General features: G+C 59.7%; 27 protein-coding genes and 1 tRNA gene. 14 read left to right on the top strand and 14 right to left on the bottom strand.

What is annotated here, in order from left to right; all coding sequences use genetic code 11:
• Positions 1-30: 30 nt before the first annotated feature.
• Both AC2FJ6_RS02145 and AC2FJ6_RS02150 read right to left on the bottom strand, forming a co-directional pair.
• Complete coding sequence (locus AC2FJ6_RS02145) at positions 31-444, bottom strand: Fur family transcriptional regulator (protein ID WP_170774464.1); 414 nt, start codon at positions 442-444, stop codon at positions 31-33.
• A 74-nt stretch (positions 445-518) separates the two neighbouring features.
• Positions 519-1,223 carry an endonuclease/exonuclease/phosphatase family protein gene (locus AC2FJ6_RS02150; RefSeq protein WP_170774466.1) on the bottom strand — a complete coding sequence of 235 codons (705 nt, stop codon included), beginning with the start codon at positions 1,221-1,223 and terminating at the stop codon, positions 519-521.
• Between the two features lie 165 nt (positions 1,224-1,388).
• On the opposite strand from AC2FJ6_RS02150, the gene AC2FJ6_RS02155 reads away from it, so the two are divergent.
• Complete coding sequence (locus AC2FJ6_RS02155) at positions 1,389-2,300, top strand: FHA domain-containing protein (protein ID WP_170774468.1); 912 nt, start codon at positions 1,389-1,391, stop codon at positions 2,298-2,300.
• On the opposite strand, the gene AC2FJ6_RS02160 is transcribed toward AC2FJ6_RS02155, so the two are convergent.
• Positions 2,276-3,694, bottom strand: a complete 1,419-nt coding sequence (locus AC2FJ6_RS02160; protein ID WP_170774619.1) for a protein adenylyltransferase SelO — start codon at positions 3,692-3,694, stop codon at positions 2,276-2,278. The genes AC2FJ6_RS02155 and AC2FJ6_RS02160 overlap by 25 nt on opposite strands.
• An 87-nt stretch (positions 3,695-3,781) precedes the next feature.
• Between AC2FJ6_RS02160 and AC2FJ6_RS02165 the strand changes: the two genes are divergently transcribed.
• On the top strand, positions 3,782-4,201 hold the full coding sequence (locus AC2FJ6_RS02165) for a cupin domain-containing protein (RefSeq protein ID WP_170774469.1): 420 nt from the start codon (positions 3,782-3,784) through the stop codon (positions 4,199-4,201).
• Positions 4,202-4,204: 3 nt separating this feature from the next.
• Positions 4,205-5,095: a fatty acid desaturase gene (locus AC2FJ6_RS02170; RefSeq protein WP_170774471.1), complete on the top strand. Its 891-nt coding sequence runs from the start codon at positions 4,205-4,207 to the stop codon at positions 5,093-5,095.
• Positions 5,096-5,160: 65 nt separating this feature from the next.
• Here the strand turns inward: AC2FJ6_RS02170 and AC2FJ6_RS02175 are convergent, their stop codons facing one another.
• Entirely contained in the window at positions 5,161-6,135 is a 975-nt protein-coding gene (locus tag AC2FJ6_RS02175) for a leishmanolysin-related zinc metalloendopeptidase (protein ID WP_170774473.1), read from the bottom strand.
• A 197-nt stretch (positions 6,136-6,332) separates the two neighbouring features.
• Positions 6,333-7,466, bottom strand: a complete 1,134-nt coding sequence (locus tag AC2FJ6_RS02180; RefSeq protein ID WP_170774475.1) for an anhydro-N-acetylmuramic acid kinase — start codon at positions 7,464-7,466, stop codon at positions 6,333-6,335.
• Positions 7,467-7,647: 181 nt separating this feature from the next.
• Between AC2FJ6_RS02180 and tyrS the strand changes: the two genes are divergently transcribed.
• A complete protein-coding gene (gene tyrS / locus AC2FJ6_RS02185; RefSeq protein ID WP_170774478.1) occupies positions 7,648-8,892 on the top strand; it encodes a tyrosine--tRNA ligase in 1,245 nt (414 codons plus the stop codon).
• Between the two features lie 69 nt (positions 8,893-8,961).
• Here the strand turns inward: tyrS and AC2FJ6_RS02190 are convergent, their stop codons facing one another.
• Positions 8,962-9,750 carry a hypothetical protein gene (locus AC2FJ6_RS02190; RefSeq protein ID WP_496668309.1) on the bottom strand — a complete coding sequence of 263 codons (789 nt, stop codon included), beginning with the start codon at positions 9,748-9,750 and terminating at the stop codon, positions 8,962-8,964.
• Positions 9,751-9,956: 206 nt separating this feature from the next.
• On the opposite strand from AC2FJ6_RS02190, the gene AC2FJ6_RS02195 reads away from it, so the two are divergent.
• Positions 9,957-10,712 (top strand): 3-hydroxyacyl-CoA dehydrogenase, encoded by a 756-nt coding sequence (locus tag AC2FJ6_RS02195; RefSeq protein ID WP_170774482.1) that lies wholly within the window; start codon positions 9,957-9,959, stop codon positions 10,710-10,712.
• A 9-nt stretch (positions 10,713-10,721) separates the two neighbouring features.
• Positions 10,722-11,270 carry a sugar O-acetyltransferase gene (locus tag AC2FJ6_RS02200; RefSeq protein WP_170774484.1) on the top strand — a complete coding sequence of 183 codons (549 nt, stop codon included), beginning with the start codon at positions 10,722-10,724 and terminating at the stop codon, positions 11,268-11,270.
• Here the strand turns inward: AC2FJ6_RS02200 and AC2FJ6_RS02205 are convergent.
• From AC2FJ6_RS02205 to AC2FJ6_RS02215, 3 genes are all read right to left on the bottom strand, one after another.
• Positions 11,267-13,075: an ABC-F family ATP-binding cassette domain-containing protein gene (locus tag AC2FJ6_RS02205; protein ID WP_496668311.1), complete on the bottom strand. Its 1,809-nt coding sequence runs from the start codon at positions 13,073-13,075 to the stop codon at positions 11,267-11,269. The genes AC2FJ6_RS02200 and AC2FJ6_RS02205 overlap by 4 nt on opposite strands.
• Positions 13,076-13,144: 69 nt before the next feature.
• Positions 13,145-13,879: a GNAT family N-acetyltransferase gene (locus AC2FJ6_RS02210; RefSeq protein ID WP_496668313.1), complete on the bottom strand. Its 735-nt coding sequence runs from the start codon at positions 13,877-13,879 to the stop codon at positions 13,145-13,147.
• Positions 13,880-13,981: 102 nt separating this feature from the next.
• Complete coding sequence (locus tag AC2FJ6_RS02215) at positions 13,982-14,458, bottom strand: outer membrane protein assembly factor BamE (protein ID WP_170774488.1); 477 nt, start codon at positions 14,456-14,458, stop codon at positions 13,982-13,984.
• A gap of 85 nt (positions 14,459-14,543) precedes the next feature.
• Here AC2FJ6_RS02215 and AC2FJ6_RS02220 point away from each other — a divergent pair, with 85 nt between their 5' ends.
• The 8 genes from AC2FJ6_RS02220 (at position 14,544) to AC2FJ6_RS02255 (ending at position 19,867) form a co-directional block, all read left to right on the top strand.
• Positions 14,544-15,080, top strand: a complete 537-nt coding sequence (locus AC2FJ6_RS02220; RefSeq protein WP_170774490.1) for a YceD family protein — start codon at positions 14,544-14,546, stop codon at positions 15,078-15,080.
• Positions 15,081-15,286: 206 nt separating this feature from the next.
• Complete coding sequence (rpmF, locus tag AC2FJ6_RS02225) at positions 15,287-15,493, top strand: 50S ribosomal protein L32 (protein WP_037316137.1); 207 nt, start codon at positions 15,287-15,289, stop codon at positions 15,491-15,493.
• Positions 15,494-15,517: 24 nt separating this feature from the next.
• Positions 15,518-16,606 carry a phosphate acyltransferase PlsX gene (gene plsX, locus AC2FJ6_RS02230; protein WP_170774492.1) on the top strand — a complete coding sequence of 363 codons (1,089 nt, stop codon included), beginning with the start codon at positions 15,518-15,520 and terminating at the stop codon, positions 16,604-16,606.
• Positions 16,607-16,627: 21 nt separating this feature from the next.
• A complete protein-coding gene (locus tag AC2FJ6_RS02235) occupies positions 16,628-17,599 on the top strand; it encodes a beta-ketoacyl-ACP synthase III (RefSeq protein WP_170774494.1) in 972 nt (323 codons plus the stop codon).
• 96 nt (positions 17,600-17,695) lie between these two features.
• Positions 17,696-17,998, top strand: coding sequence for an integration host factor subunit alpha (ihfA, locus tag AC2FJ6_RS02240; RefSeq protein WP_120633007.1), 303 nt, complete (start codon positions 17,696-17,698; stop codon positions 17,996-17,998).
• Between the two features lie 18 nt (positions 17,999-18,016).
• Entirely contained in the window at positions 18,017-18,589 is a 573-nt protein-coding gene (locus AC2FJ6_RS02245) for a MerR family transcriptional regulator (protein ID WP_170774495.1), read from the top strand.
• Between the two features lie 60 nt (positions 18,590-18,649).
• Positions 18,650-18,726, top strand: a tRNA-Pro gene (locus AC2FJ6_RS02250).
• A gap of 61 nt (positions 18,727-18,787) precedes the next feature.
• Complete coding sequence (locus AC2FJ6_RS02255; RefSeq protein ID WP_480897208.1) at positions 18,788-19,867, top strand: 2'-deoxycytidine 5'-triphosphate deaminase; 1,080 nt, start codon at positions 18,788-18,790, stop codon at positions 19,865-19,867.
• Here AC2FJ6_RS02255 and AC2FJ6_RS02260 read toward each other — a convergent pair.
• From AC2FJ6_RS02260 to AC2FJ6_RS02280, 5 genes are all read right to left on the bottom strand, one after another.
• A complete protein-coding gene (locus AC2FJ6_RS02260) occupies positions 19,864-20,088 on the bottom strand; it encodes a hypothetical protein (RefSeq protein ID WP_170774499.1) in 225 nt (74 codons plus the stop codon). The two genes, AC2FJ6_RS02255 and AC2FJ6_RS02260, sit on opposite strands and share 4 nt — an antisense overlap.
• 64 nt (positions 20,089-20,152) lie before the next feature.
• Positions 20,153-20,803 (bottom strand): SMC-Scp complex subunit ScpB, encoded by a 651-nt coding sequence (gene scpB / locus AC2FJ6_RS02265; RefSeq protein WP_170774501.1) that lies wholly within the window; start codon positions 20,801-20,803, stop codon positions 20,153-20,155.
• Complete coding sequence (locus AC2FJ6_RS02270; protein ID WP_480548265.1) at positions 20,796-21,590, bottom strand: segregation and condensation protein A; 795 nt, start codon at positions 21,588-21,590, stop codon at positions 20,796-20,798. The genes scpB and AC2FJ6_RS02270 overlap by 8 nt, the downstream gene beginning before the upstream one ends.
• Positions 21,580-22,587 (bottom strand): beta-N-acetylhexosaminidase, encoded by a 1,008-nt coding sequence (gene nagZ, locus AC2FJ6_RS02275; protein WP_170774505.1) that lies wholly within the window; start codon positions 22,585-22,587, stop codon positions 21,580-21,582. Before nagZ ends, AC2FJ6_RS02270 begins: the two co-directional genes overlap by 11 nt.
• Positions 22,584-23,636: an SPOR domain-containing protein gene (locus AC2FJ6_RS02280; RefSeq protein ID WP_170774507.1), complete on the bottom strand. Its 1,053-nt coding sequence runs from the start codon at positions 23,634-23,636 to the stop codon at positions 22,584-22,586. Before AC2FJ6_RS02280 ends, nagZ begins: the two co-directional genes overlap by 4 nt.
• Between the last annotated feature and the right edge of the window lie 46 nt (positions 23,637-23,682).

The raw sequence follows: 23,682 nt of genomic DNA on the forward strand, positions 1-23,682 counted from the left end.
GTGCGGTCACCGTTCGCGGTTCGTGATAAATCAGTCCTGTTCCAGCGGAACACCATAGAGTTCCAGCCGGTGGCCTTTCAGCTTATAGCCCAGCTTGGCAGCGATCTTTTCCTGCAAAGCCTCGATCTCGGGGTCGACGAATTCAATGACCTGCCCCGATTGCATGTCGATCAGATGGTCGTGATGGTCCCGTTCAGCATCCTCATAGCGCGCGCGGCCATCACCGAATTCCAGACGCTCGAGAATCCCGGCTTCTTCGAACAGCTTCACAGTGCGATAGACCGTCGCGATAGAGATCCCCGCATCGACCTTTGAGGCGCGGGCATACAGTTCTTCTACATCCGGGTGATCGTCGCTTTGTTGCAGCACCTGGGCGATGGTGCGGCGCTGACCGGTCATGCGCAGGCCCTTGGCCTCGCAACGGGCGATGATCGTGTCGGACATGAGTGACCCTCGGGGTGTATTCGGTTCTCTGTCTTAATACGTCTGCGCACTCTGCGCCACAGGGGAATTGTATCTTAGGCAACGCGCCGCAGGTCGGCCCAGATCGGCAAATGGTCCGAGGCGATATGCGCAGGTCGCGCATCGTGAACGCCATGCACCACAGCCTCAAGCCCTGCGCCCAGCGCGATGCGATCCAGCGCGCCCAAAGGTTGCGCTGCGGGAAAGCTGGGAACCGGAGGCAGAAACCGCATGTCAGGCGCCAGATGGTCCAGCACCGGCTGACGCGACCATTCGTTGAAGTCCCCGGCCCAGACCGTGGGCATCTGCGTCAGGTCAACGTCACAGCGGCGGATATGGGTGATCTGCTGACGGCGCGATGCGGGCAGCAGACCCAGATGCATGCCCATTACGCGCAGCGGCCCGATGGGGGTGTCGAATTCAACCCGCACCGCCCCCCGAGGCTCCAGCCCCGGAAGGTCGTGATGTCCGGTCTGTCGCACTTGGATCGTGTCACCCTTCCAGATCACCGCATTTCCATGCCAGCCCAGACTGCCCGCTCCGCCCAGATCGACAATCTGCCATCCGGCCTCGTCCAGCATGAAATGCGGCAGGGCTGCGGGGCGCGGTGGCAGGCGTTTGTCGGCCTCCTGCAACACCACGATATCGGCCTTCATATTGTCGATGACCTGCATGATGCGCTGCGGCTGGCGGCGGAAATCAAGCCCGACGCATTTTTGGATGTTGTAGCTGGCAATGCGAAGCGTTGGCGTGGATGTCATAGCGCTCGGATCAAAAATCTTATCCCAACAGTGCCACGCCCTGCGCCCAGCGCAACATTAAATTTCCGCGCGTGTCGCAAGGATCGGATGTGCAAGAGGGTTTTCGCCTTGTATACCCTTTGGCATAACAGTCCATACACCGCCTGCCCAAACCGAGGACCCCACGTGAGCACCACCTTCGCGACCCTGGTCATTGCTGATATTTCCGGCAGCACGCCTTTGTACAAGGCCGTGGGCGATGCCGAGGCACAAAGGCTGATCCAGTTGGAACTGGATCGCCTGCGGCGCGTCCTGTTTGAGCATGGCGGGGTTCAGGTCGGTCAAAAGGGGGACGATGTTCTCAGCTATTTTAAGGATGCGGATGCGGCAATCAACGCCGTCCTGACCCTGATCGAAGGATCGCCCGAAACCTCGCTGTCGGTCCATGTCGGCGTTCACTGCGGGCCGATCGTCATCGCGGAAAAGGGTGTCTATGGCGAGGCCGTGAACGTAACCGCCCGTCTTGCCTCTGTGGCCAATCCCGGCGAGGCCTGCGTCAGTGACGAAGCCGCCGCGTTGCTGCACAACGGCGCGCGCCAGATGCTGACCCCGCTGGGTCAGCTCAACCTCAAGGGTTTGACCGAACAATTCGCGGCGCATTCGCTGATCAGCCCTACGGCAAATTCCTTCACCCAAACCCGCCTGCCCCAATCCTATGGCCGCACCGAAGACAATCTTGCCGCACCCGAGCATCTGACGCTGGTCCTGCGACACGAGGGCCAAAGCTGGAGCTGCCCCGACAATGGCGAGCTGACGGTTGGTCGATCGCCGGGATGCGACGTGGTGCTCAGCCAGCCTTGGGTGTCCCGTCTGCATATGGTGATCACCATGAAAGACGGCAGGCTGATCCTGTCGGATCGCAGCACATCAGGCACCTATGTCAAATCCGAAGGCGGGCGGGAAATCCAGCTTAAGCGTGAAACTGTCATGCTGGCTGATAGCGGCCTGATCTCTCCCACATTGCCCCTCGAACATTCCGAGGCCTGTTTAGAATTCGAGATCCTAGGCCGTCGTCAGGTGCCGCAAAACGTGGCGTGAACCACTTCACCTTCCGAAGGCGGGCGCGTCAGGTCGATCGCTTCAGGCTGATCCTCATAAGGGCGCGACAGCACGTCATTCAAACGGTGGAACGGGGCATAATCGCCCCGTAAAGCGGCTTGTATCATCTGCTCGACACGGTGATTGCGCGGGATGAAGACCGGGTTCGCCGACATCATGGTGGCACGTGGATCGTTTTCCCGCTGCAGCCGCGCCTTCCAAGCATCGGTCCATTGATCAAAGGCCTGCGGGTCTGTGAACTGATCGCGCGCAGTATCACCGCCCAGCGCGCGGAAGGTATTTGTAAAGTCAGCCTGGTTCTGCGCCATTCGCGCCAAAAGGTCCGAAACCAGTTGCCGATCTCCGTCCTCCTCGGTCACAAGCCCGATCTTGGCCCGAAACCGCGTCAGCCAGTGCTGTTCCAGCAAATCGGGCATGGCGTGAACGATCTCGGTCGCTTCTTCCACAGCGGCCTCTTTGTCGTCCATCTGCTGGATCAGGGCCGTCGCCAGTTGCGCCAAATTCCACACCGCGATGCCCGGTTGGTTCGAATAGGCATAGCGTCCCATCCGGTCGATCGAGCTGTAGACCGTGTTCGGATGATAGCTGTCCATGAAGGCGCAGGGGCCGTAGTCGATGGTCTCGCCGGCGATCGAGCAATTGTCGGTATTCATTACACCATGGATGAAACCCACGCTCATCCACCCGGCAATCAGTTCAGATTGCGCCTGCGCCACGGCGCGCAACAGACCCATAGGACCCGCAGCCTGCGGAAAGTGGCGTTCGATGGCATATTCAGTCAGGCGGCGCAGGCTGTCCAACTGCCCCCGCGCGGCAAAGACCTGAAACGTACCCACGCGCAGATGGCTACGTGCGACGCGGGTCAGAACCGCGCCCGGCATGGGTTCTTCGCGGAAAACAACCTCGCCCGTCTCGACAGCAGCCAAAGCCCGCGTCGTGGGGATGCCCAGAGCGTGCATCGCCTCGGACACCACGTATTCGCGCAAAACAGGCCCCGACCAAGCGCGCCCGTCCCCCTGACGGCTAAAGGGCGTGGGGCCAGACCCTTTCAACTGAATATCCCGGCGCAGACCGTCTGTTCCGACGGTCTCACCCAGCAAAACGGCACGCCCGTCCCCCAATTGGGGATTGTAGTTGCCGAATTGATGCCCTGAATAAAGCTGCGCGATGGGTTCGGCCCCCTCGGGTAGCGTATTGCCAGCAAAAGCCTCGGCCATATCCTGCACCTCACCCGGGGTGATCCGCAGGACCTTCGCCAGATCGGTGTTAAAGGCGATCAATTGCGGCGCGCGCACAGGCACTGGGGCCTGCCGGGCGTAGAAGCTGTTGGGAAGGCGAGCGTAGCTGTTGTCAAATGGGATCGTCAGGGTCATGCGCAAAAGATATTCCTCATCCACGCGAATACCATAGCGGATCACGCAATCCCGTGCATAATCGCCCCAAACACCCCCGAGGGCCCCATGACCGCACAAGAGATCATCGACCACCTGAACCTGCAACAGCACCCCGAGGGCGGCTGGTTCCGCGAGACATGGCGCGCCGACAACGCAGGCCGCGCCGCCGGCACCTGTATCTACTTCCTACTGGCCGAAGGGGAACGCAGCCATTGGCACCGCGTCGATGCGACCGAGATCTGGCTGTACCACGCGGGCGATCCGCTAATCCTGTCGCTCAGCGCCTCGGATGACGGCCCGGCGACCGAGCACCTCTTGTCCCCCGACCTGACACAAGGCGCGCCGCAACTGATCGTCCCCAAGAGTCATTGGCAGGCCGCGCGCAGCACCGGCGCCTATACGCTGGTCAGCTGCACGGTTTCCCCGGGATTCGAGTTCGACGGGTTTGAGCTGGCCGCGCCCGGTTTCGACATCCCCAAGGGCTAAGCCATGGATCACCGCGCCCTCATCGCGTCGATCCCGCCCGAGGCGAAAGACAAACTGCAAGAGCGGTCCAACACGGCCGGGCTGCGGCATCTGGCGCTGTATGTGCTGGCATTGACCGCCACCAGTATTGGCATCATCGCGCAGGTGCCTTTCTGGCCTTTGCTGATCCTGCCTCAGGGTATCCTGTTGGTCTTCCTGTTCACCCTCAGCCATGAATGCACGCACAAGACGCCGTTTAAATCCCCTTGGCTGAACGAGGCCATTGGCCATCTGGTGGCGATACCGATTGCCCTGCCCTTTGTCTGGTTCCGCTATTTTCACCTGGCCCATCACAAATGGACCAACCACCCCGAGAATGATCCCGAACTGGGCGGCAAACCCAAGCCCGACAATTGGTCCAGCCTGCTGATTTACCTCAGCGGCTGGCCCTATTGGCGCGGCATGGCGCAGGTTCTGGTGCAAAATGCCCGTGGCCGGATCAACGCGCCCTATCTACCGGCGCGTCAGCACAAAGCCATGCGGCTGGAGGCGCGGGTGCTACTGGGCCTCTACGCCCTAGCGCTTGTCAGCCTGTTTATATCACCCGTGCTGTGGTGGCTGTGGCTGCTCCCCGTTCTGGTCGGCCAGCCCTTTCTAAGGCTGTACCTTCTGGCCGAACACGGACTCTGTCCGCCGGTCGCGAATATGCTCGAGAATTCCCGAACCACTTTCACCAACCGCCTGATCCGCTTTCTGGCCTGGAACATGCCCTACCACGCCGAGCACCACGCCTTTCCGAATGTCCCCTTCCATCAGCTACCCGCGCTGCACAGATGGACCCGAGCGCATTTGAGATCGACATCAGACGGGTATTCTGACTTTACAAGCGCGTACATCCGCAAAGTAAGGAACTAACAACACCGGCGGTTGCTCTGGATGGCTAGCAACCAGACGTCATCAAGCAGCTTATGACCAGAATATTATGCCAGTGCGATTTCGTTTTCGATGCCAGCCGCACCTTCCGCAAGGACATAACCAAGATCCTCTAGGGACGCGACTGACCAATCTGACAAATAGTTGGTGGCATCATACGAGCCATCATCTGCCACATACCCGATATACCCGGTCATCAGCTCATCCTGATACTCTTCTTCGTCCCAGTGTCCTCCGGCTGTGCCCGACCCACCGTCAGTCTCTACAAACAAGAAATCGTCTTCAGTGAAGTAGCCGACATATGCTGAGTTCGCTGCATCACCGGTATAAACGCTGGTCACTATGTCATCAGTCGGCCGTCTGGTGCCATTGTCATCCACCACAGTCGATACCAGACCGTAGTAATCCCAAAGCGTACCAAGACCCATGACATGCATCATTTCATGCAGAACAATATCATCGAATTGCCCAGCATCATGATACGCCAGAGCGTCCGCTTCATCGAACGTCATTTCTCCCAAAGCTGGCAAACCAGTATCAGAGCGTATTGCGGTCGGACCCGCCTGCCCCAGCACGCCGCCTTCTCCGTCTATGGCATCCAAATCCGCCATGATGACGAGGTCGTCGTAGAGGTTCCCTTCTCCATCGACAGCGTCTTCGATATCGCCATCAACAAGCGAAGCCAAATAGTTTGCGGACGCAATGAACACTGACTTCAGATCTTCAGGCCAGTCACCAACAAACCGGACTTCAATATTGTATTGAAGGCTGTCGTCGATTCCGTCGCCTTGACCGGTGATGTACGTGTCCGTGACAACCTCTGTTTCGGTTTCACCCCCGCCGCCTATGCCTGCTGGCGGCCCTTTGCTGCCCCTGGCGGCCGCTGACTCATCGATCATCAGCAGATCACCGCTCAAAGTTCCGATGGATTGTTTGTTATTTTCGGATTCATGCAGACGCGAAGCTCCCGCGCCTGATGACTTCACGTAGTCAAGGAAATTTCCACTGTTTTCAGATGGCATACCCTTCTCCCTCGAGCCTAGTCGAATACCGCCACCCAGTTTATTTTCGAGGATCTAATCCAAACAAAAGAAAATGACTAAAATGTGACTTGACGCGAATTTAGTGCACTCATTTCACAACAATAGACCAATAAATCTAGGCTTTGTTTGCATAAAGCACACTAAATGATAGTTATTGGTGTGACACATAGAGTGATCTAAAAACGCTTAATCGAGTCCTCAATACGCTCGACACTACTCACTACGCCTCCTCCCACAAGCGCGCTGACGCCTGTGGTTCCGGGGCATGAGGTCGGCAAGCCCCGCGCCACACGGACGGCGAGATAGGCGAAGGCTTGGGCCTCCAGCATGTCTCCGTCCAGACCCACGGTCTCGACCGGTTCGACCGCGCAATCGAGGCCCGCGCGCAGCATGTCCATCAGAACCGGGTTGCGGCGGCCTCCGCCCGTAACCAGCACGCGCGCGGGGGGTTTGGGGCAATGCTCCATCCCCTGCATCACGCCTGCGGCACACATGCCGGTCAGGGTCGCTACGGCGTCGGCGTCCGAGAGTTCCTGCACCAGACGGATCATCTCGGCAAAGTCGTTCCGGTCCAGCGATTTGGGGGGCATTTTGCGAAAGAACGGCTCGGACAGGAACAACTCCAGCGCACCCGCCTCGACCGACCCTTGGCGAGCCAGCGCGCCGTCCCGGTCCATCGGCAGGCCCAGCCGCGCCTGCATAAGGTCATCCACGGGCGCGTTTGCCGGGCCCGTGTCGAACGCCAGCAGCGCGCCAGGGGCCTCAGGGCCGTCAAAGCTGGGGTCCACATAGGTCAGGTTCCCCACCCCGCCCAAGTTCAGGAAGCACAAGGGTTCGGTCGCGCCGATCCACTTGGCGCAGGCAAAATGGAAGAACGGCGCCAGCGGAGCACCCTCGCCCCCCATCGCTACATCGTCGCTGCGGAAATCCCACACGACCGGAACACCCAGCGCCTGTGTCAGACCGTCTCCATCGCCCACCTGCAACGTCCCCCGCCCGCGCGGCTCATGCGCCAAGGTCTGACCGTGAAAACCGATCAAGTCAATTTCATCGAACTCGGACAGCGCCTCGGCATGGGCAACCGTGACTAACTCGGCGGCGGCATCGACCTCGGGCCCGTGCCACTGGCCCAGCGCGGCCCGCAGAACCGCACGCTCGGCATCAGAATAGGCCCGGTATCCGCTGGGACCAAAGCCCAGAATGCGCACACCATCGGTTTCGACCACAGCCGTATCAACACCATCCAAAGACGTGCCCGACATGGCGCCCAATGCCTTAACCGCGCCCGTTTTGCTGATCGCCCGACCCATGTTTGCCCTCGCGTTCCTCACGCCCGTTGATCCGGCGCGTTGGCCTCAACCTGCACGGTAACGCGAAGACAGTGCAAGCCACATCGGGCGTGGCCCGCGCTTTTCGTGCAAAAGGTGCCTTTTCCTTGCCACCCCCAAAGCCTATACACTGCCCCGCAACATAAACCCAAAGGGCACGGATATGACCTACCACCCCAAATCGGATTTCATCGCCACGATGATCGAGCGCGGCTTTCTCGCCGACTGCACCGATTATCAGGGCCTTGACGAGGCGCTGATCAGCGGGGTGCAAACAGCCTATATCGGTTATGACGCCACCGCGCAGTCGCTGCATGTGGGGCACCTGATGAACATCATGGTGCTGCGCTGGCTGCAAAAGACCGGCCATAAGCCGATCACTCTGATGGGCGGCGGTACGACCAAGGTGGGCGACCCCTCGTTTCGGTCGGATGAACGCCCCCTGCTGGGGCCCGAACAGATCGACGCCAACATCGCAGGGATGCAGAAGGTCTTCGCCAAGTACCTGTCGTATGATGACAGCGAGACCGGCGCGCTGATGCTGAACAATGCGGAATGGCTGGACAGCCTGAACTACCTCGATTTCCTGCGCGATATCGGGCGGCACTTCTCGGTCAACCGGATGCTGTCGTTCGAGTCCGTAAAATCGCGGCTGGACCGCGAACAATCGCTGAGCTTTCTCGAATTCAACTACATGATCCTGCAGGCCTATGACTTCCTTGAGCTGAACCGCCGCTATAGCTGCGTTCTGCAGATGGGAGGTTCAGACCAATGGGGCAACATCGTCAACGGTATCGACCTGACCCGCCGCGTATTGGATCACGAGATATACGGCCTGACCACACCGCTGCTGACCACCAGCGACGGCCGCAAGATGGGCAAGTCGCAGGGCGGTGCGGTTTGGCTGAACGGCGACATGCTGTCAGCCTATGAGTTCTGGCAGTTCTGGCGCAACACCACCGATGCGGATGTTGGCCGGTTCCTGAAGATCTTCACCGAACTTCCGGTGGATGAATGCGACCGTCTGGCCGCGTTGCAAGGATCTGAGATCAACGAGGCCAAAATCCGCCTCGCCAACGAAGTCACTACTCTGCTGCACGGGGCCGATGCCGCCGCAACCGCCGCGGCGACCGCCCGCGAAGTGTTTGAAAAAGGCGGCGTGGGCGATGATCTTCCAACGCTGACGCTGCGCGCAGATGATCTACCTACTTCGATCGTGCAGTTGATCGTGAAATCAGGCCTGGCCAAAACCGGCAAAGAGGCCAAGCGCCTGATCGCCGAAAACGGAGCCAAACTGGATGACGCGCCGCTGACTGATGCAGGGTTGATGATCGACGCCGGTGCGCTGTCGTCTCCGATCAAACTGAGCGCGGGTAAAAAGCGCCACGCGCTGGTGCAACTGGGCTAAGCTCAGTTCTACGCTAAGAAAAACGGCCACCCAAATGGGTGGCCGTCGTCGTTTCAGGTTTGGCCTGTCTCAGCGGTTCCCACGGTTGCCATTGTTGCCGCCGTTACCGTTTCCGCCGCCACCGTTGCCCGAGCCGCCGCCCTGACCGTTATTGCCGCCGTCATTACCGGTGCCGGGACCGGAGCCGCCATTGTTGCCACCGCCGTTACCGGGGTTGCCACCATTGCCGTTCCCGTTTCCGGGGCCGCCATTGTTCCCACCGTTGCCGTTTCCGCCACCGTTGCCACCGCCATTGTTTCCGCCGTTACCACCGCCGCCATTGCCGGGTCCACCACCATTGCCGGGGCCACCGCCACCATCACCTGGTTCGTCGCCGCCACCGCCATCACCCGGCCCATCTCCGCCGTCACCAGGCCCGTCACCGGGGCCACCATCACCGGGCCCATCGCCGCCGCCACCGTCACCCGGCCCATCGCCAGAGTTTCCGCCACCGCCCGGACCGCCGACACCCGGCCCTGCATCGGCCGACTGCTCGTTGTCACGATCTTCCCCAAGCGGAGCGTTGGATCCGATCGAGGCAGTCGGGACATCTGTTAGCAAACCTGCAAGCCCCGGACATTGTTCGCCCGTTACCTGCAAAGTGGTCAGAAAATCACTCTGTTTTTGCAACCGCTCCAAAAAGCTGGGCGTCACTTGCGCACAGTCGCACAAGGCCGCGTAGTCCCCGCTTTTGGTCACATCGCGCGCGGTTTTCCAATTGCACACTTCAGGCGCCGCCGAGGCTTCACCCACAAACATCACACTCGCCAAGGGGACAACTAAAAGCCCTCCGGCCGCACCTTTCAAAACATTACGCATCACAGCACCTCCATTCACCAAACACGCGAATTGCAAAGTTTCTTCGGTCACGAAGTGGCGATTGGACGTGATCCCCACATGAGCCAAACATGAAGACGCCTTTATATTTGCTCGTGGCACTGCCCCTTCCCTGCAACCAGTCACTGGACAGACAGGGTGGCGACACGTTATTGAACAGGTGTTCATATTTTGCAAAGGAGCCCGCAATGCACCTGTCCAACACAGCCGCACTCATCACCGGCGGAGCGTCGGGTCTGGGCGAGGCAACCGCGCGCCACTTCGCTGATCAGGGTGCGCAGGTCACGATTCTGGACCGCGATGCCGACCGGGGCCCAAATGTCGCCAACGAAATCGGTGGTCACTTTGTCCAGACCGATGTGACCAACGAGGCATCGGTGACCGAAGCCGTTGCATTTGCGACAAGTAAGATGGGGCGTGTCACGGTAGCTGTGAATTGCGCAGGCATCGCCTTGGGCATCAAGACCGTTGGACGCGACGGCCCGCACCCTCTGGACGCGTTTCAGCGCACAATCGACATCAATCTGGTCGGCTCGTTCAACGTCTCGCGCCTTGCGGCGGCTGAGATGGCCAAGAATGACCCAGAACCGGACGGTGCACGCGGCGTGATCATCAACACGGCCTCTATCGCGGCGTTCGACGGGCAAAAGGGGCAGACGGCCTATGCGGCCTCAAAAGGAGGGATCGTGGGAATGACCCTGCCCATGGCGCGCGACCTGGCCTCGACCGGTATCCGCGTGATGGCGATTGCACCGGGTATATTCATGACGCCCATGCTGGCCGGACTACCGGAAGACGTGCAAAAGCAGCTGGCCGCCGATGTGCCTAACCCTGCCCGCCTTGGCGACCCGCACGAATATGGGAGGCTGGCCGGGTTCATCGTGGAAATGGGCTATCTGAACGGAGAGGTCATCCGCATCGACGGTGCGCTCAGAATGCGGTAAACCTGCGCCATGAACGAGCGCGAGAAAATGGAGGCCGGGCAGTGGTATTGTTGTCTGGACCCGGAACTGAACGCCTTGCGCGATCAAACCAGACGCGCCGTTCATGCGCACAACACCAGTTCACCGGACCGGCGCACCGACATGGGGCCGGAACTACGCGCCCTCTTGGGTCATGTGGGCGCGGACTGTTTGCTAGAAGCACCGTTTCACTGTGCCTATGGGATGAACATTTATCTGGGTGACAGAGTTTATTTCAACGCCGGTTGCGTCGTTCTGGATACGGCCCCGGTCCGGATCGGCGACGATACGATGTTCGGGCCCCATGTGCAGATTTTTTGCGCCCAACATGCCAAAGATCCGGCAGATCGCGCGCAGGGGCTGGAGGTTGGTTTGCCTGTCACAATCGGCAAACATGTCTGGGTCGGTGGCGGAGCAATCCTGTTGCCCGGTATCACCATCGGCGACAATGCCACCATCGGCGCGGGCAGCGTAGTCACAAAGGATGTCGTCGCCGGGCAGACCGTGGTTGGAAACCCAGCCCGCGTGCTGCCAGCCTAAGCGCCCTCAGCTTTTTCCTCTAGCATCAGCCATTCCTCTTCGGCAGCGGCGAGTTTTTCCTGCCGCTCGACCAAAGCCTCGGCCGCTTTCTGGAACTTAACCGGCTCGCGGGTGAACAACTCGGGATCGGACATCAGCTCTTCCAGCTTGCCGATCTCGGCCTCAAGCCGTTCCATCTCGGCAGGCAGTTTTTCAAGGCGATGTTTTTCCGAGAAGGACAGACCCGCCTTCGGCTGCGCCTCTTGCTTGACCTTCGGCTTGGAAGGTTTTGATTTCTCTTCCTTCTTAGGCAGGAGATCGCCGCGTTGTGCGATGTAATCCGACCAACCACCCGCATAGACAGTGGCGCGGCCATTGCCTTCCATCGCGATGGTCGTAGTAGCGACACGGTCCAGAAAATCGCGGTCGTGGCTAACCAGCAGAACGGTGCCGTCATAATCGTCCAACAGCTCTTGCAGCAGGTCCAGCGTTTCCACGTCCAGATCGTTGGTCGGTTCGTCCAGCACCAGCAAGTTGGAAGTCTTGGCCATCAACTTGGCCAACAACAGCCGCGCTTTTTCGCCCCCTGACAGAGACTTAACCGCTGCCCGCGCCTGCCGTTCGTCGAACAGGAATTCCTTGAGGTAGCCGACCACATGTTTGGGCTGTCCGCCCACCATGACTTGATCGGCCTTGCCCGAAACCCGCATTTCGGGATCGCCGGTCAGGCTGTCCCACAGGGTCATCTCGGGGTCTAACTGGGCACGGGTCTGGTCGAAGACCGCAACCTCAAGATTGGTGCCCAGCGTGACTGCGCCCTCATCCGGGGTTTCCTGACCCAGCAGCATTTTCAGTAGCGTCGTCTTGCCCACACCGTTGGGGCCAACAAAGGCCACACGATCACCGCGCTGCACCAGCAGATCAAAATTCCGCACGATGGGTATTGAATCAAAAGCCTTGACCAACCCTTTGGCTTCGATCACCTTGCGCCCCGATTTAGGCCCTGCCTCCAACGTCATCGCCGCCGAGCCCTGACGTTTGATCTGCGCTGCCTTCTCAGCCCGCAACGCCTGCAAGGCGCGCACTCGGCCCTGATTGCGTTTGCGGCGGGCGCTGATGCCTTCAACGGCCCATTTCGCCTCGGATTTGATCAGGCGGTTCAGCTTGTGGCGCTGCTGATCCTCTTCTTCCCAGATCTTGTCGCGCCATGCCTCGAACGCATCAAACCCCTGTTCCTGCCGCCGCACCGCACCCCGGTCGATCCAAAGGGTCGCACGGGTCAAAGCGCGTAGAAAAGCGCGGTCGTGCGAGATCAGGACATAAGCCGCGCGGGTCGAGCCCAGCTCACGTTCCAGCCAGGCAATCGCTTCGATATCCAGATGGTTGGTCGGTTCGTCCAGCAGCATCAGGTCGGGCGCTTCGGCCATCAGTTTCGCCAAGGCCGCGCGACGACGTTCCCCGCCCGAGGCGGTTTCAACCGGGCGCGCGGGATCAAACTTTAACCCCTCGCCTGCGCGTTCGACCTTGTAAAGTTCACCTGGCTCTAGCTCGCTGGAGGCATAGTCGCCCAGCGTCGCAAACCCCTCCATGCCGGGGTCTTGTTCCATATAACCGACCGACTTGCCCGGAGGCACAACGATGTCGCCCTGATCCGGTTCGACCAGGCCGGCCATCACTTTCATAAGGGTCGATTTGCCGGACCCGTTGCGCCCCACCAACGCCACGCGGTCGCCGGGTTGCACCACCAAATCAAGCTCGGAAAACACCGGATCGCCCCCGAAAGTCAGGGAAATGCCGGACATCTGCAACAAAGGAATTCTCGCCATACCCGCCAGCTAAACCGGCAGGGTCGGCGCGTCAACGCCCAGCCCTTGTTCTCGTCAAAAATACGGAATCTACCCAGCCACCACCCGCAACAGACGTTTCCGGGCTGGCGGAATCGCCCCGATCTCTAGCCCGGTAAACACGTGCAGCGTGTTCATATGCCGATCGACCACTGCATGATCACTGACCCAGCCGCCCATCAACAGATAGGTGCGCAGCAAGGGCGGCATCCGCAACATCGCTTTTTTGACGTCGGGCCGACGCCGCAACCGTGCGGCAAAACGAAAGACATCCGGTGCCTTGACCCGTGGCAACCAGCGCTTGGGCGCCAGATGACGGTGTTTTAGCATTGCAAAAGCATCCAGATACTCGGCCGTTTCTGTCCCGGCAAAGGACGAACAGCCAAACAGCATCTCAACGTTGTTCTGATCCACATAAGCCGTCATCGCGCCCCATGCGACGCGCAGTATGTCAGGATCGGTCCAGTCGGGCTGAATGCAGAACCGCCCCATCTCGACCATGCGCCCCTGAAAATCCTCCAAAGCGGACAGATCGTAAAATTGCGCTGAATAGCTGAGGCCGATTTCGTCCCCACGCTCCATCGTCAACATGCGGAAACAGCAGACGAGTTCGCCACTGGAACGCATATCTTCGACAAGAACATGCGCACAGAGGCGATCAAAATCATCCCGATCCGTCTGATCCGTTCCAAAGGCCAGAGTGCGCAACTTCTGTGCCGCCACGATGTCCGCCCCAGTTAATGCCAACCGGGCGCGATACCGGCCTTTGCCAAGCAGTAAAGCCATGGTCGTCCTCTATTCGGCGATCACCGACCCGTTTCATCCCGTCTCGTTGCCTACCACATTATGTGTGACCATCCTGTGACGCGGACAAGAGGCCAAGGCTGATTAGTTGGTCGCGCCCGGAATATTGGCCGGGTTGAAGTTGCCGATATTGCCAAACAGCTGGCGCAGGAATCCGCGGTTCTGAATGCTCGATTCGGTTACCCGCCGCTCCAGAGGGACCACGATCCCGTCTTCAAGGCCGAACCGTTCGATGTTCCGCACCACACCACCCTGATCAAAGCTGATGGCGACAAGCTCACGCTCGACCACTTCGGGTCGCTTCGGACCATAGTGACGCACCCGAGACCGCACATAGTAGAACCCAGAATCCCGCACTACGCCGGACGAGGACGGCGCACCGACCGAGTCGAGGACGCTTTCGCGTGTGTCCACGCCTACCTGAATCTCGGCCAGATCTTCGGGGGGCGGGATGTACCCGTGATTCTCGAACACAGGTGAGCACGCGCTGATACCTGCCACACAGGCTGCAAGCACGAGCGTTCTGGACGCCGGTTTCAACCTGTTCACAACCTTTAACATGCACACCCTCTTGCCTTGGTCCCTTGCGGACCCTATCCGCTTACATCAAACCGCAGCCCCGGTTCAACACAGGAAAGGGTAACGAATGAGCAACCAGACATCTCTGCGGGTGGCCGACCTGCCGCAAAACGCGCCAACCTCGTTCGATCTGCGCCCCGACACCAAAGCGCTTGAGGCGATCCGCGATGACCTGGGCCTGCTGGGTCTGCGAAAGCTCAGCTTTGTCGGAGACGTCCGCGCGCAAGGAAAACGCGACTGGGCACTCGCAGGTAAGCTGGGCGCAACAGTGATCCAGCCCTGCGTCGTCACGCTAGAGCCGGTGACGACCCGGATCGACGTGCCCGTCACGCGGGTATTTCTGGCCGATTGGACCGCCCCCGATGAGGAAGAGTTCGAAATCCCAGAAGGCGACGAGTCGGAGCCTTTGGGGTCCGAGATCGACCCAGCCATTGTAATGATCGAGGCGCTGTCGCTGTCCCTGCCCCAATACCCGCGCAAAGATGGTGCGGAACTGGAACAGGCCGACTATACAGAGCCGGGCAAACAGGCGATGACAGATGAAGATACCAAACCCTTTGCCGGACTTGCCAGCCTGCGCGATGCACTGAAAAAAGACGAGTGACACGGGTCTGATTTCCTGTCATAGCACGCCCTCAGAAAAATCGCTTGAACATGTCGAGAATCGCAGTATTTTCGCGCGCTCATCGGAATTTGGGTTGGACATTGCGGGGCTCGTCCCCTAAACGCGCGTCAAACCACGTAAAAAACGAAGAATGAAACCCGGTCGGCAGCGAATCTGCGGACCCTCAGTAGACAAAGGTTGAGACCATGGCCGTCCAACAGAACAAAGTTTCCAAGTCGCGTCGCAACAACCGCCGCGCACACGACGCTCTGGTTGCTGCAAACCCGAACGAATGCGCAAACTGCGGCGAGCTGAAGCGCCCGCACCATGTCTGTGCGTCCTGCGGCCACTATGATGACCGCGAAGTCGTCGCTCAGGCCGACGAAATCGACCTGGACGAAGACGCGGCCTAAGCCTTTCAAAGCGCAGGCCAAGGCATGACGGAACAGCCCACGCAAACCGGACGGATCACCATCTCGGTTGACGCTATGGGCGGAGATTCGGGTCCCGCCGCAGTTGTGGCGGGGATCGCCAAATCGGCGGACAAGAACCCCGACATCGCGTTCATCCTGCACGGGCCTGAGGCTGAGTTGCGCAAACTTGTTGCGAAACGACGTGTCCTGAATGGGCGCGTCGTTTTTCGTGATTGCACCGACGTGGTCACGATGGAGGACAAGCCCAGCCAGGTTGTACGCCACGGCAAGCAGACCTCAATGTGGTCGACACTGGAATCGGTGCGCCAGGGCGAAGCCCATGGTGCGGTGTCCTGCGGCAATACCGGGGCGTTGATGGCGCTGTCGATGATGCGGCTGCGCAAATTGCCTGGCGTGAACCGCCCGGCGATCGCGATTCTGTGGCCTTCGCGCAACCCGCAGGGGTTCAACGTGATGCTGGATGTGGGCGCCGATGTACGCGCCGACGCGAAGGATCTGCTGCAATACGCGCTGATGGGCGCCTCGTACGCGCGCAACGGCATGGCGCTGGAACGCCCCCGGATCGGCCTGCTGAACGTAGGCACGGAAGAACACAAGGGCCGCGCTGAATTGAAAGAAGCGCATGCCATGATCACGGACTTTGCGGATCAGGCGAGCTTTGATTTCGTGGGCTTTGTCGAAGGCAGTGATATCCCCGGTGACAAGGCAGATGTCATTGTAACCGATGGGTTTACCGGCAATGTCGCGATCAAGACCGGCGAAGGCACGGCCAGCCTGATCGGGGACCTTCTGCGTGAGGCGTTCAAATACTCGCCCCTGTCTCGGCTGGCGTCGGTTCTGGCCATCACCTCACTGAACCGGTTGAAGAAACGTATCGACCCACGCCGTGTAAATGGCGGGGTTTTCCTGGGCCTCAATGGGACTGTGGTGAAATCTCATGGCGGCGCAGATGCCACCGGAGTTTCGGCCGCCGTGAAACTGGCCTTTACCCTGGCACAGTCCGGGTTCTCTGAAAAATTGGCGGCACGGGTTGCATCGACAGTCGAGCTTGCACAAGATGCCGCCCAAGCTCCGTCCAAGGCGGGCGAATAACAAAAAAGGCAGTACCCCAACATGGCAGGCCGTTCAGTTGTTGTAGGTGTCGGACATTATTTGCCAGAGCGAATTGTGCCGAATTCCGAGTTCGAAAAGTCGCTTGATACCTCCGATGAGTGGATCAAGACGCGGTCCGGCATCGAACGCCGCCATTTCGCAGCCGAGGGCGAGACCACATCCGACATGGCCACAAAGGCGGCCGAAGCAGCGCTTGCCGATGCTGGACTGACGGCCGACGACATCGACGCCATCGTTCTGGCCACATCGACGGCGGACCTGACCTTCCCTTCAGCGGCCACCATGGTGCAATCGCGGTTGGGTATGACCAAAGGGTTTGCCTTTGACGTTCAGGCCGTCTGTGCGGGATTCGTTTACGCTCTGACTAATGCCAACGCACTGATCCTTTCGGATCAGGCCAAGCGGGTGCTGGTAATCGGGGCCGAGACCTTCTCGCGAATCATGGATTGGACGGACCGGTCCACCTGCGTGCTTTTTGGCGATGGTGCGGGCGCGCTGATTCTTGAACGACAAGAAGGTGACGGCACGGCCGAAGATCGCGGTATTCTCGCCACTGATCTGAATTCCGACGGTCGCTATAAAGACTTGTTGTATGTAGACGGCGGCGTGTCGACGCAAACAACGGGCTATCTGCGGATGAAGGGCAATCAGCTGTTCCGCCAGGCGGTTGAACGTTTGACCTCAACTGCCGAGACTTGCTTGGAAAAAGTGGGTTTGGGTCACGAGGATGTGGATTGGATTGTCCCCCATCAAGCCAATATCCGCATCATTCAGGGCACCGCCAAGAAACTGGGTGTTCCCATGGATCACGTCGTAGTCACCCTACAGGATCACGGCAACACCTCTGCGGCATCGATTCCCTTGGCCATGTCCGTGGCCAAGCAACGCGGCCAGTTCAAACCGGGTGATTTACTTGTTACTGAGGCAATCGGTGGTGGATTGGCCTGGGGATCAGTCCTCCTTCGGTGGTAACAGGCGCAAAACGGCTTACACACAGACCTGCAATTCATTGATATTGACAGTGAATTTGCCCTGACCCTATGCTCTACCATCAACAGGGGGATTGGCATGGGCGACAAAACACTGACCCGAATGGATCTGAGCGAGGCCGTTTTTCGCGAGGTTGGCCTTTCACGCAATGAAAGCGCACAGCTGGTCGAAAGCGTTCTGGACCATATGTCCGACGCGCTGGTGCGGGGTGAGCAAGTCAAGATTTCGTCTTTCGGAACATTCAGCGTTCGGGACAAAACTGCCCGTATCGGCCGCAACCCCAAAACCGGGGAAGAGGTTCCTATTCAGCCACGCCGCGTGCTGACTTTCCGCCCGTCGCATCTGATGAAGGATCGCGTCGCCGCAGGGAACCGCAAATAAGATCAGGACGGCAGCGCCATGAGCAAGTCCCCAGACGCCTTTCGCACGATCAGTGAAGTAGCGGACTGGCTGGGCGTTCAGGCCCATGTCCTGCGATTCTGGGAAAGCCGCTTCACGCAGGTCAAACCGGTCAAACGCGCCGGTGGGCGGCGCTATTACCGCCCCAATGACATGCGCTTGCTGGGTGGTATCAAAAAGCTGCTGCACGAGGATGGGATCACCATCAAAGGCGTGCAACGCATTTTACGCGAACAAGGCGTGGCCTACGTCGCCTCATTGTCTCAGGGTTTGGAGGATGAGGCCCAGCCCACCGCAACCGAAGACAACGTGGTCGTTCCCTTTGCAGCAAAGCCCGCGCCCGCACCCCAAGAACAGATCTCGCTTGATTTGCCCGAGACACCGGTGCCCGCAGCACCCGCGCCGCCGCAGCCTGTTTTGGACAAGCTGGATGAGGCGCCGTTGCTGGGCGGCATCGCCACCCGAGCGTGGAATCGGACCGAATTTGACGACCAGCTTTTGCGTCAGATCGCTCCTGTTGCCCGTGACCTGCGCGCCCTTCTGAACCGAATTGAGAATCGGTCGGCGGGATAAGAAAAAGGCAATGTTTTCCTCTTGCCCCTGCCGGGAAAACCGTTATGAACACTCCAACGTCGGGCTATGGCGCAGCCTGGTAGCGCGTCCGTCTGGGGGACGGAAGGTCGCAGGTTCGAGTCCTGCTAGCCCGACCAAATCACACCGACGTTTATGGCAGACAGGCCAGATCCCGCTCTGGCATCAGGGGGGATCGGAATGACAGGTGTATGCCCAAACCAGCAGATCGAAGGCATGATTGCACGCGGTGAGATCACCGCCGATCCCGCCATAATCGACCCGCAGGTACAACCGGCCAGCCTTGACTTGCGTTTGGGAACAGTGGCTTACCGCGTGCGCGCCTCATTTCTGGCAGGCGAAGGGCGCTCGGTCGCCGACCGTCTGGCCGAGTTCGAGATGCACCGCATCGACATTAGCGACGGTGCGGTTCTGGAAAAGGGTTGCGTCTATCTGGTGCCACTGATGGAATCACTCGCCCTGCCCGACAGCGTGACCGCCGTGGCCAATGCCAAAAGCTCGACTGGGCGGCTGGACTTGCTGACCCGCACCATCACCGATGGCGGCACCGAGTTCGACCGGGTACCCGCCGGTTATACCGGGCCGTTATACGCCGAGATTTGCCCGCGATCATTCTCGGTCCTGGTGCGGCCCGGAATGCGTCTGAACCAAATCCGGTTCCGTCAGGGCCAAGCGGTGCTAAGCGATGCGGAACTAAACGCGCTGCACGCCGAGTCGCCATTGGTGGATGGACCGGCAGTGATTCAGGATGGGTTGGGCTTTTCGGTCGATCTGCAACTGCCCGATACCGATCTGGTGGGCTATCGCGCCAAGCCACATACGGGTGTGATTGATCTGGACCGGATCGGCGAATACGACCCGCAGGAATACTGGGAAGAGGTACGCACAACGGATGGTCGCATCATTCTTGACCCCGGCGCGTTCTATATTCTGGTCAGCCGCGAGGCAGTACATATCCCGCCCATGTATGCCGCTGAAATGGCCCCCTATCTGGCCATGGTCGGTGAATTCCGGGTGCACTACGCCGGCTTCTTCGATCCCGGTTTCGGTCACGCGGCCGCCGGGGGCGCAGGGTCACGCGGGGTGCTGGAAGTGCGCTGCCATGAGGCCCCGTTTGTGCTCGAACACGGACAGGTCGTCGGGCGTTTGGTCTATGAGAAAATGGCCGAGATGCCCACGCAACTCTACGGCGCGGGCATTGCCTCGAACTATCAGGGACAGGGATTGAAGCTGTCCAAACACTTCAAGCCGGTTGGCTAGAACTTCATAAAACGGCGCATTTGGCGGGTCATTTTCTGAGCTTGCCTCATGTTTTGAGACGGGCGTGGACCGCTGGTTTTTTTCCGTTGGCCTGTATCAACGCCCTGATCCGATTTGCCGCCCATACGGCTGGCCATATCAAAGCCCTTGTCCACGCCTTTATTGACCAGACGGCGCATCACCTGACGCACGATCATATCGATCATTCGATTGGCATTCATTGCTCAACTCCGTTTCCTGAACCTCAAAATAGGTGATCTGTCTGGCAACAAAAGGGCCGTTTGATCACTCTTCCTCGAACAGTTCCACCTGATCTTCATCTTCTTCTTCGTCGCTGCTCTCTCCCAAGGGAATCGTACCCGGAGGTGGCCTGTTTTCCAGCAACCCTGCGGCGCGCAATTCCTGAAGCCCTGGAAGGTCGCGGGCGTTTTCCAGCCCGAAGTGATCCAGAAACTGCGGCGTCACCACAAATGTCACCGGCCGGCCCGGTGTCATACGACGGCGACCCAATCGAATCCACTCCATTTCCAGCAACTGGTCGATGGTCCCGCGCGAGACGGAGACGCCACGGATTTCCTCGATCTCGGCCCGCGTGCAGGGCTGGTGATAGGCCACGATGGCCAAAGTTTCGATGGCGGCACGGCTGAGTTTTCGTGTCTCAACCGTTTCCTTTTGCATCAAAAAGCCCAGATCAGGGGCTGTGCGGATAGCCCAGGCCTCTCCCACGCGCACAACGCGCACGCCGCGCCCTTCATAGCGCTTGCGCAGCAGATCAACCGCTTGTGCCGCGTCGCTGCCGTGGGGCATCCGGGCTTCAAGATCGCTGATCGAAACGGGTTCAGCACTCGCGAACAGCACGGCTTCGACCATACGTTCCTGTTCGGCCAAGGGGGGCGCTTCGAACAGGGTGCCGGTTTCCTCAGAGGTTTCAGTCACGTGTTTCGGTCCTCTTGCGCAGATGGATCGGTGCAAAGGTTTCGCTTTGCTTGATCTCCATATGTCCTTCTTTCACCAGCTCCAACGAGGCCGCAAACGTCGCCGCCGTGGCCGAGCGCCGCCGCACCGGATCGGCATCCCAACCGTCGGGCAGATAGGTCTCCATATCTGTCCAAGCGCCCGCAAACCCGATCAAGGGGCGCATCCGTTCCAACGCCTGTTCCATGGTAAAGACAGCATCGCGGTCCATGACAAAGGGCCGGAATTCATCGCGGGTGCGGATGCGCGCATAGCCCTGCATCAGATCCAACAACGTGGCTGAATAGGTCACGGTGCGGATGCGAGTGACATCCTCACCCTGCCCGCGTTTGAAGAAATCACGCCCCAACTGATCCCGCGCCATCAGACGTGCAGCCGCGTCGCGCATGGCCTGAAGGCGTTCAAGTTGGAACGCCAGATGCGCGGCCAATTCCTCACCAGACGGTCCTTCGTCATCGGGATCGGGCGGCAGCAGCAGGCGGGATTTCAGAAAGGCGAGCCAGGCGGCCATGACCAGATAATCCGCCGCCAGTTCGATCCGCAGCGCACGGGCTTTTTCAACGAAGGTCAGATATTGCTGTGCCAGCGCCAGAACCGAGATTCTACGCAGGTCAACTTTCTGCGTCCGCGACAGGGTCAGCAGCACGTCCAACGGGCCTTCGAACCCGTCGACGTCAACAATCAGCGCCTCGGCGGCAAGCCGATCCGCGACCGAGACCGGATCTTCGCTAAAAAGGTTATCGTTCATATACCTGCCCGCCCATTAGGGCAGATAGTTCCGCCTCGGCGGCTTCGATGTCAAGTTCCACAGGCTTTTGCCGCATCGACAGCGCTTTTTCGGCGCGTTTTTGCGCTAGTGGGGTCATCTCTCCGACGGTGTCCAGCACCTTGGCGCGGGCTTCAAAGGTACCGTTGCAATGCAGAACCACGTCGCAGCCCGCAGCCAGCGCTTGCCCGGCGATTTCTTCGGGCGCGCCGGACAGGGCTTTCATCGAGATATCGTCGGTCATAATCAGCCCATCGAACCCGATCTTGTCACGGATCAGGCCGATCATCGTCGGTGAAATCGTCGCCGCTTGCGGGTCGATCCGGTCATAGACAAGATGCGCGGTCATCCCCATCGGCAGGTCGTTCAACGCGCGAAATGGGGCAAAGTCGGCTCCTTCCAGCGCCTCTTGCGTCAGGTCCACATGCGGCAGGTCATGGTGGCTGTCCATCGTTGACAGCCCATGCCCGGGCATGTGTTTGATGACCGGAAGAACGCCGCCCTCCAGATGCCCTTTGGCAACCGCGCGGCCAAGTTTCGCAACCTGTTTAGGATCGGAGCCATAGCAGCGGTTCTTGAGGAACGCATGGGTGTCGTCACGCGCCAGATCAACCATCGGGGCACAGTTGCTGTCGATCCCAAGCTCGAACAATTCCAGCGCGATCAGCCGATAGCGGAGATACATCGCACGTTCGGCCTGTTCCCCGGCACGAGCCGCGTGATCCAGCGGCGGGGCCCATTCGCGTGCCAAGGGCGCGCGCAGGCGCTGAACGCGCCCACCTTCCTGATCAATGGTAATCGGACAGTTGCGTCCCACCGCCTCGCGAAAGTCGTCACACAGGGCGCGAACTTGATCGGAGGTGTCGATATTTCGGGCGAAGAGGATGAACCCGAACGGGTTCATCTCGCGGAACAGTCTTTTCTCGTCGGATGTAAGCCGCAGCCCTTCCGCGTCCGAGATCGCAGCGCCGAATGTCACCGGGCTGCGACCGGGATACAGTCAGCCCCCTGCGCCTGAAGCGCAGCACAGAACTGACGCGAGTCGCTCAGATCATCAAAACCCAAAACCCGCAGCCGATAGAATGTGCGTCCACCGCTTGAGGTTTTTTGAATAACCCGTTGTTTTCCATCCATATACTCACCAAACCGACCGTTCAGGCGATCCCATTCCGATTGTGCAACCTGGGTGCTTTCATAGGCCCCAAGCTGGGCCATACGGGTGCCCTTTGAAAGGGTATCAGCGTCGACATCCAAGCCAACAGCGGCTTTGACTGCCGCGTTGATGGCATCTTCGGTGCTGCTGTTAGGTGTGATCGGGGCGCTGATCCGGCGTGCAGGACGCGTGATAGGCCGCAGCGACCGGCGCACACCGGGCAGCGCTGCAATTGCGGGGTCCGGCAGTTGCGCTGCGTAGTCCGCAGGGTCAATCGCCGGTTCGTCGTCAAGCGCAAGCGACGCCAGTTGCACACCGTCCTGTGGCTGTTCAATTGGCTTGTCCGCCAGTTCAGCAACCACCGCATCCACGGCACCTTGGCGCAGTTGCGCCGCCTCTTGATCAGAGATTTCTTCTTCCACCAAGTGCACGGCCGGTGTGGGCTTCAGCGGTTCAACCGGCGTGTCTTCATCCGTTAGCGAAACGGGGCGCGGCGCCAAAATCAATCGATCTGCAGGCGGCGCAGCGGTGCCGACGGCTGCCACTGCGTTCACCGCCAAGCCCTGATGATCTGCAGGTGTCCCACCTGGATTTTCCGGCTGAATACGCATCGGCCCTTCGATCGCGCGGACAACCGGAACACCGCTGACATCGCGCATGACCAACTTATAGCCCCAAACGGCGATACCGGCGACCAAAGCCAAGGACGCGGCCGCCCCCAGAAAATTCACGATCCGACCCAAGCCCGCTGCCTGCGGCGTCTCTTCATACCCGTGCATGTCGTCGGAATAATCGTACCCGCCCTGAACCGAGGGTTGATTCGTGTAATGCATCTGCTCGGGACGCATCTGTCCCGAGTAAACGTTATTTGCCATGTCCGCCTCACCGCCCGTTTCGCGCCAGAAAATAAGGCGCGCGGGT

The sequence above is a fragment of the Ruegeria sp. CDSA089 genome (assembly GCF_059612205.1).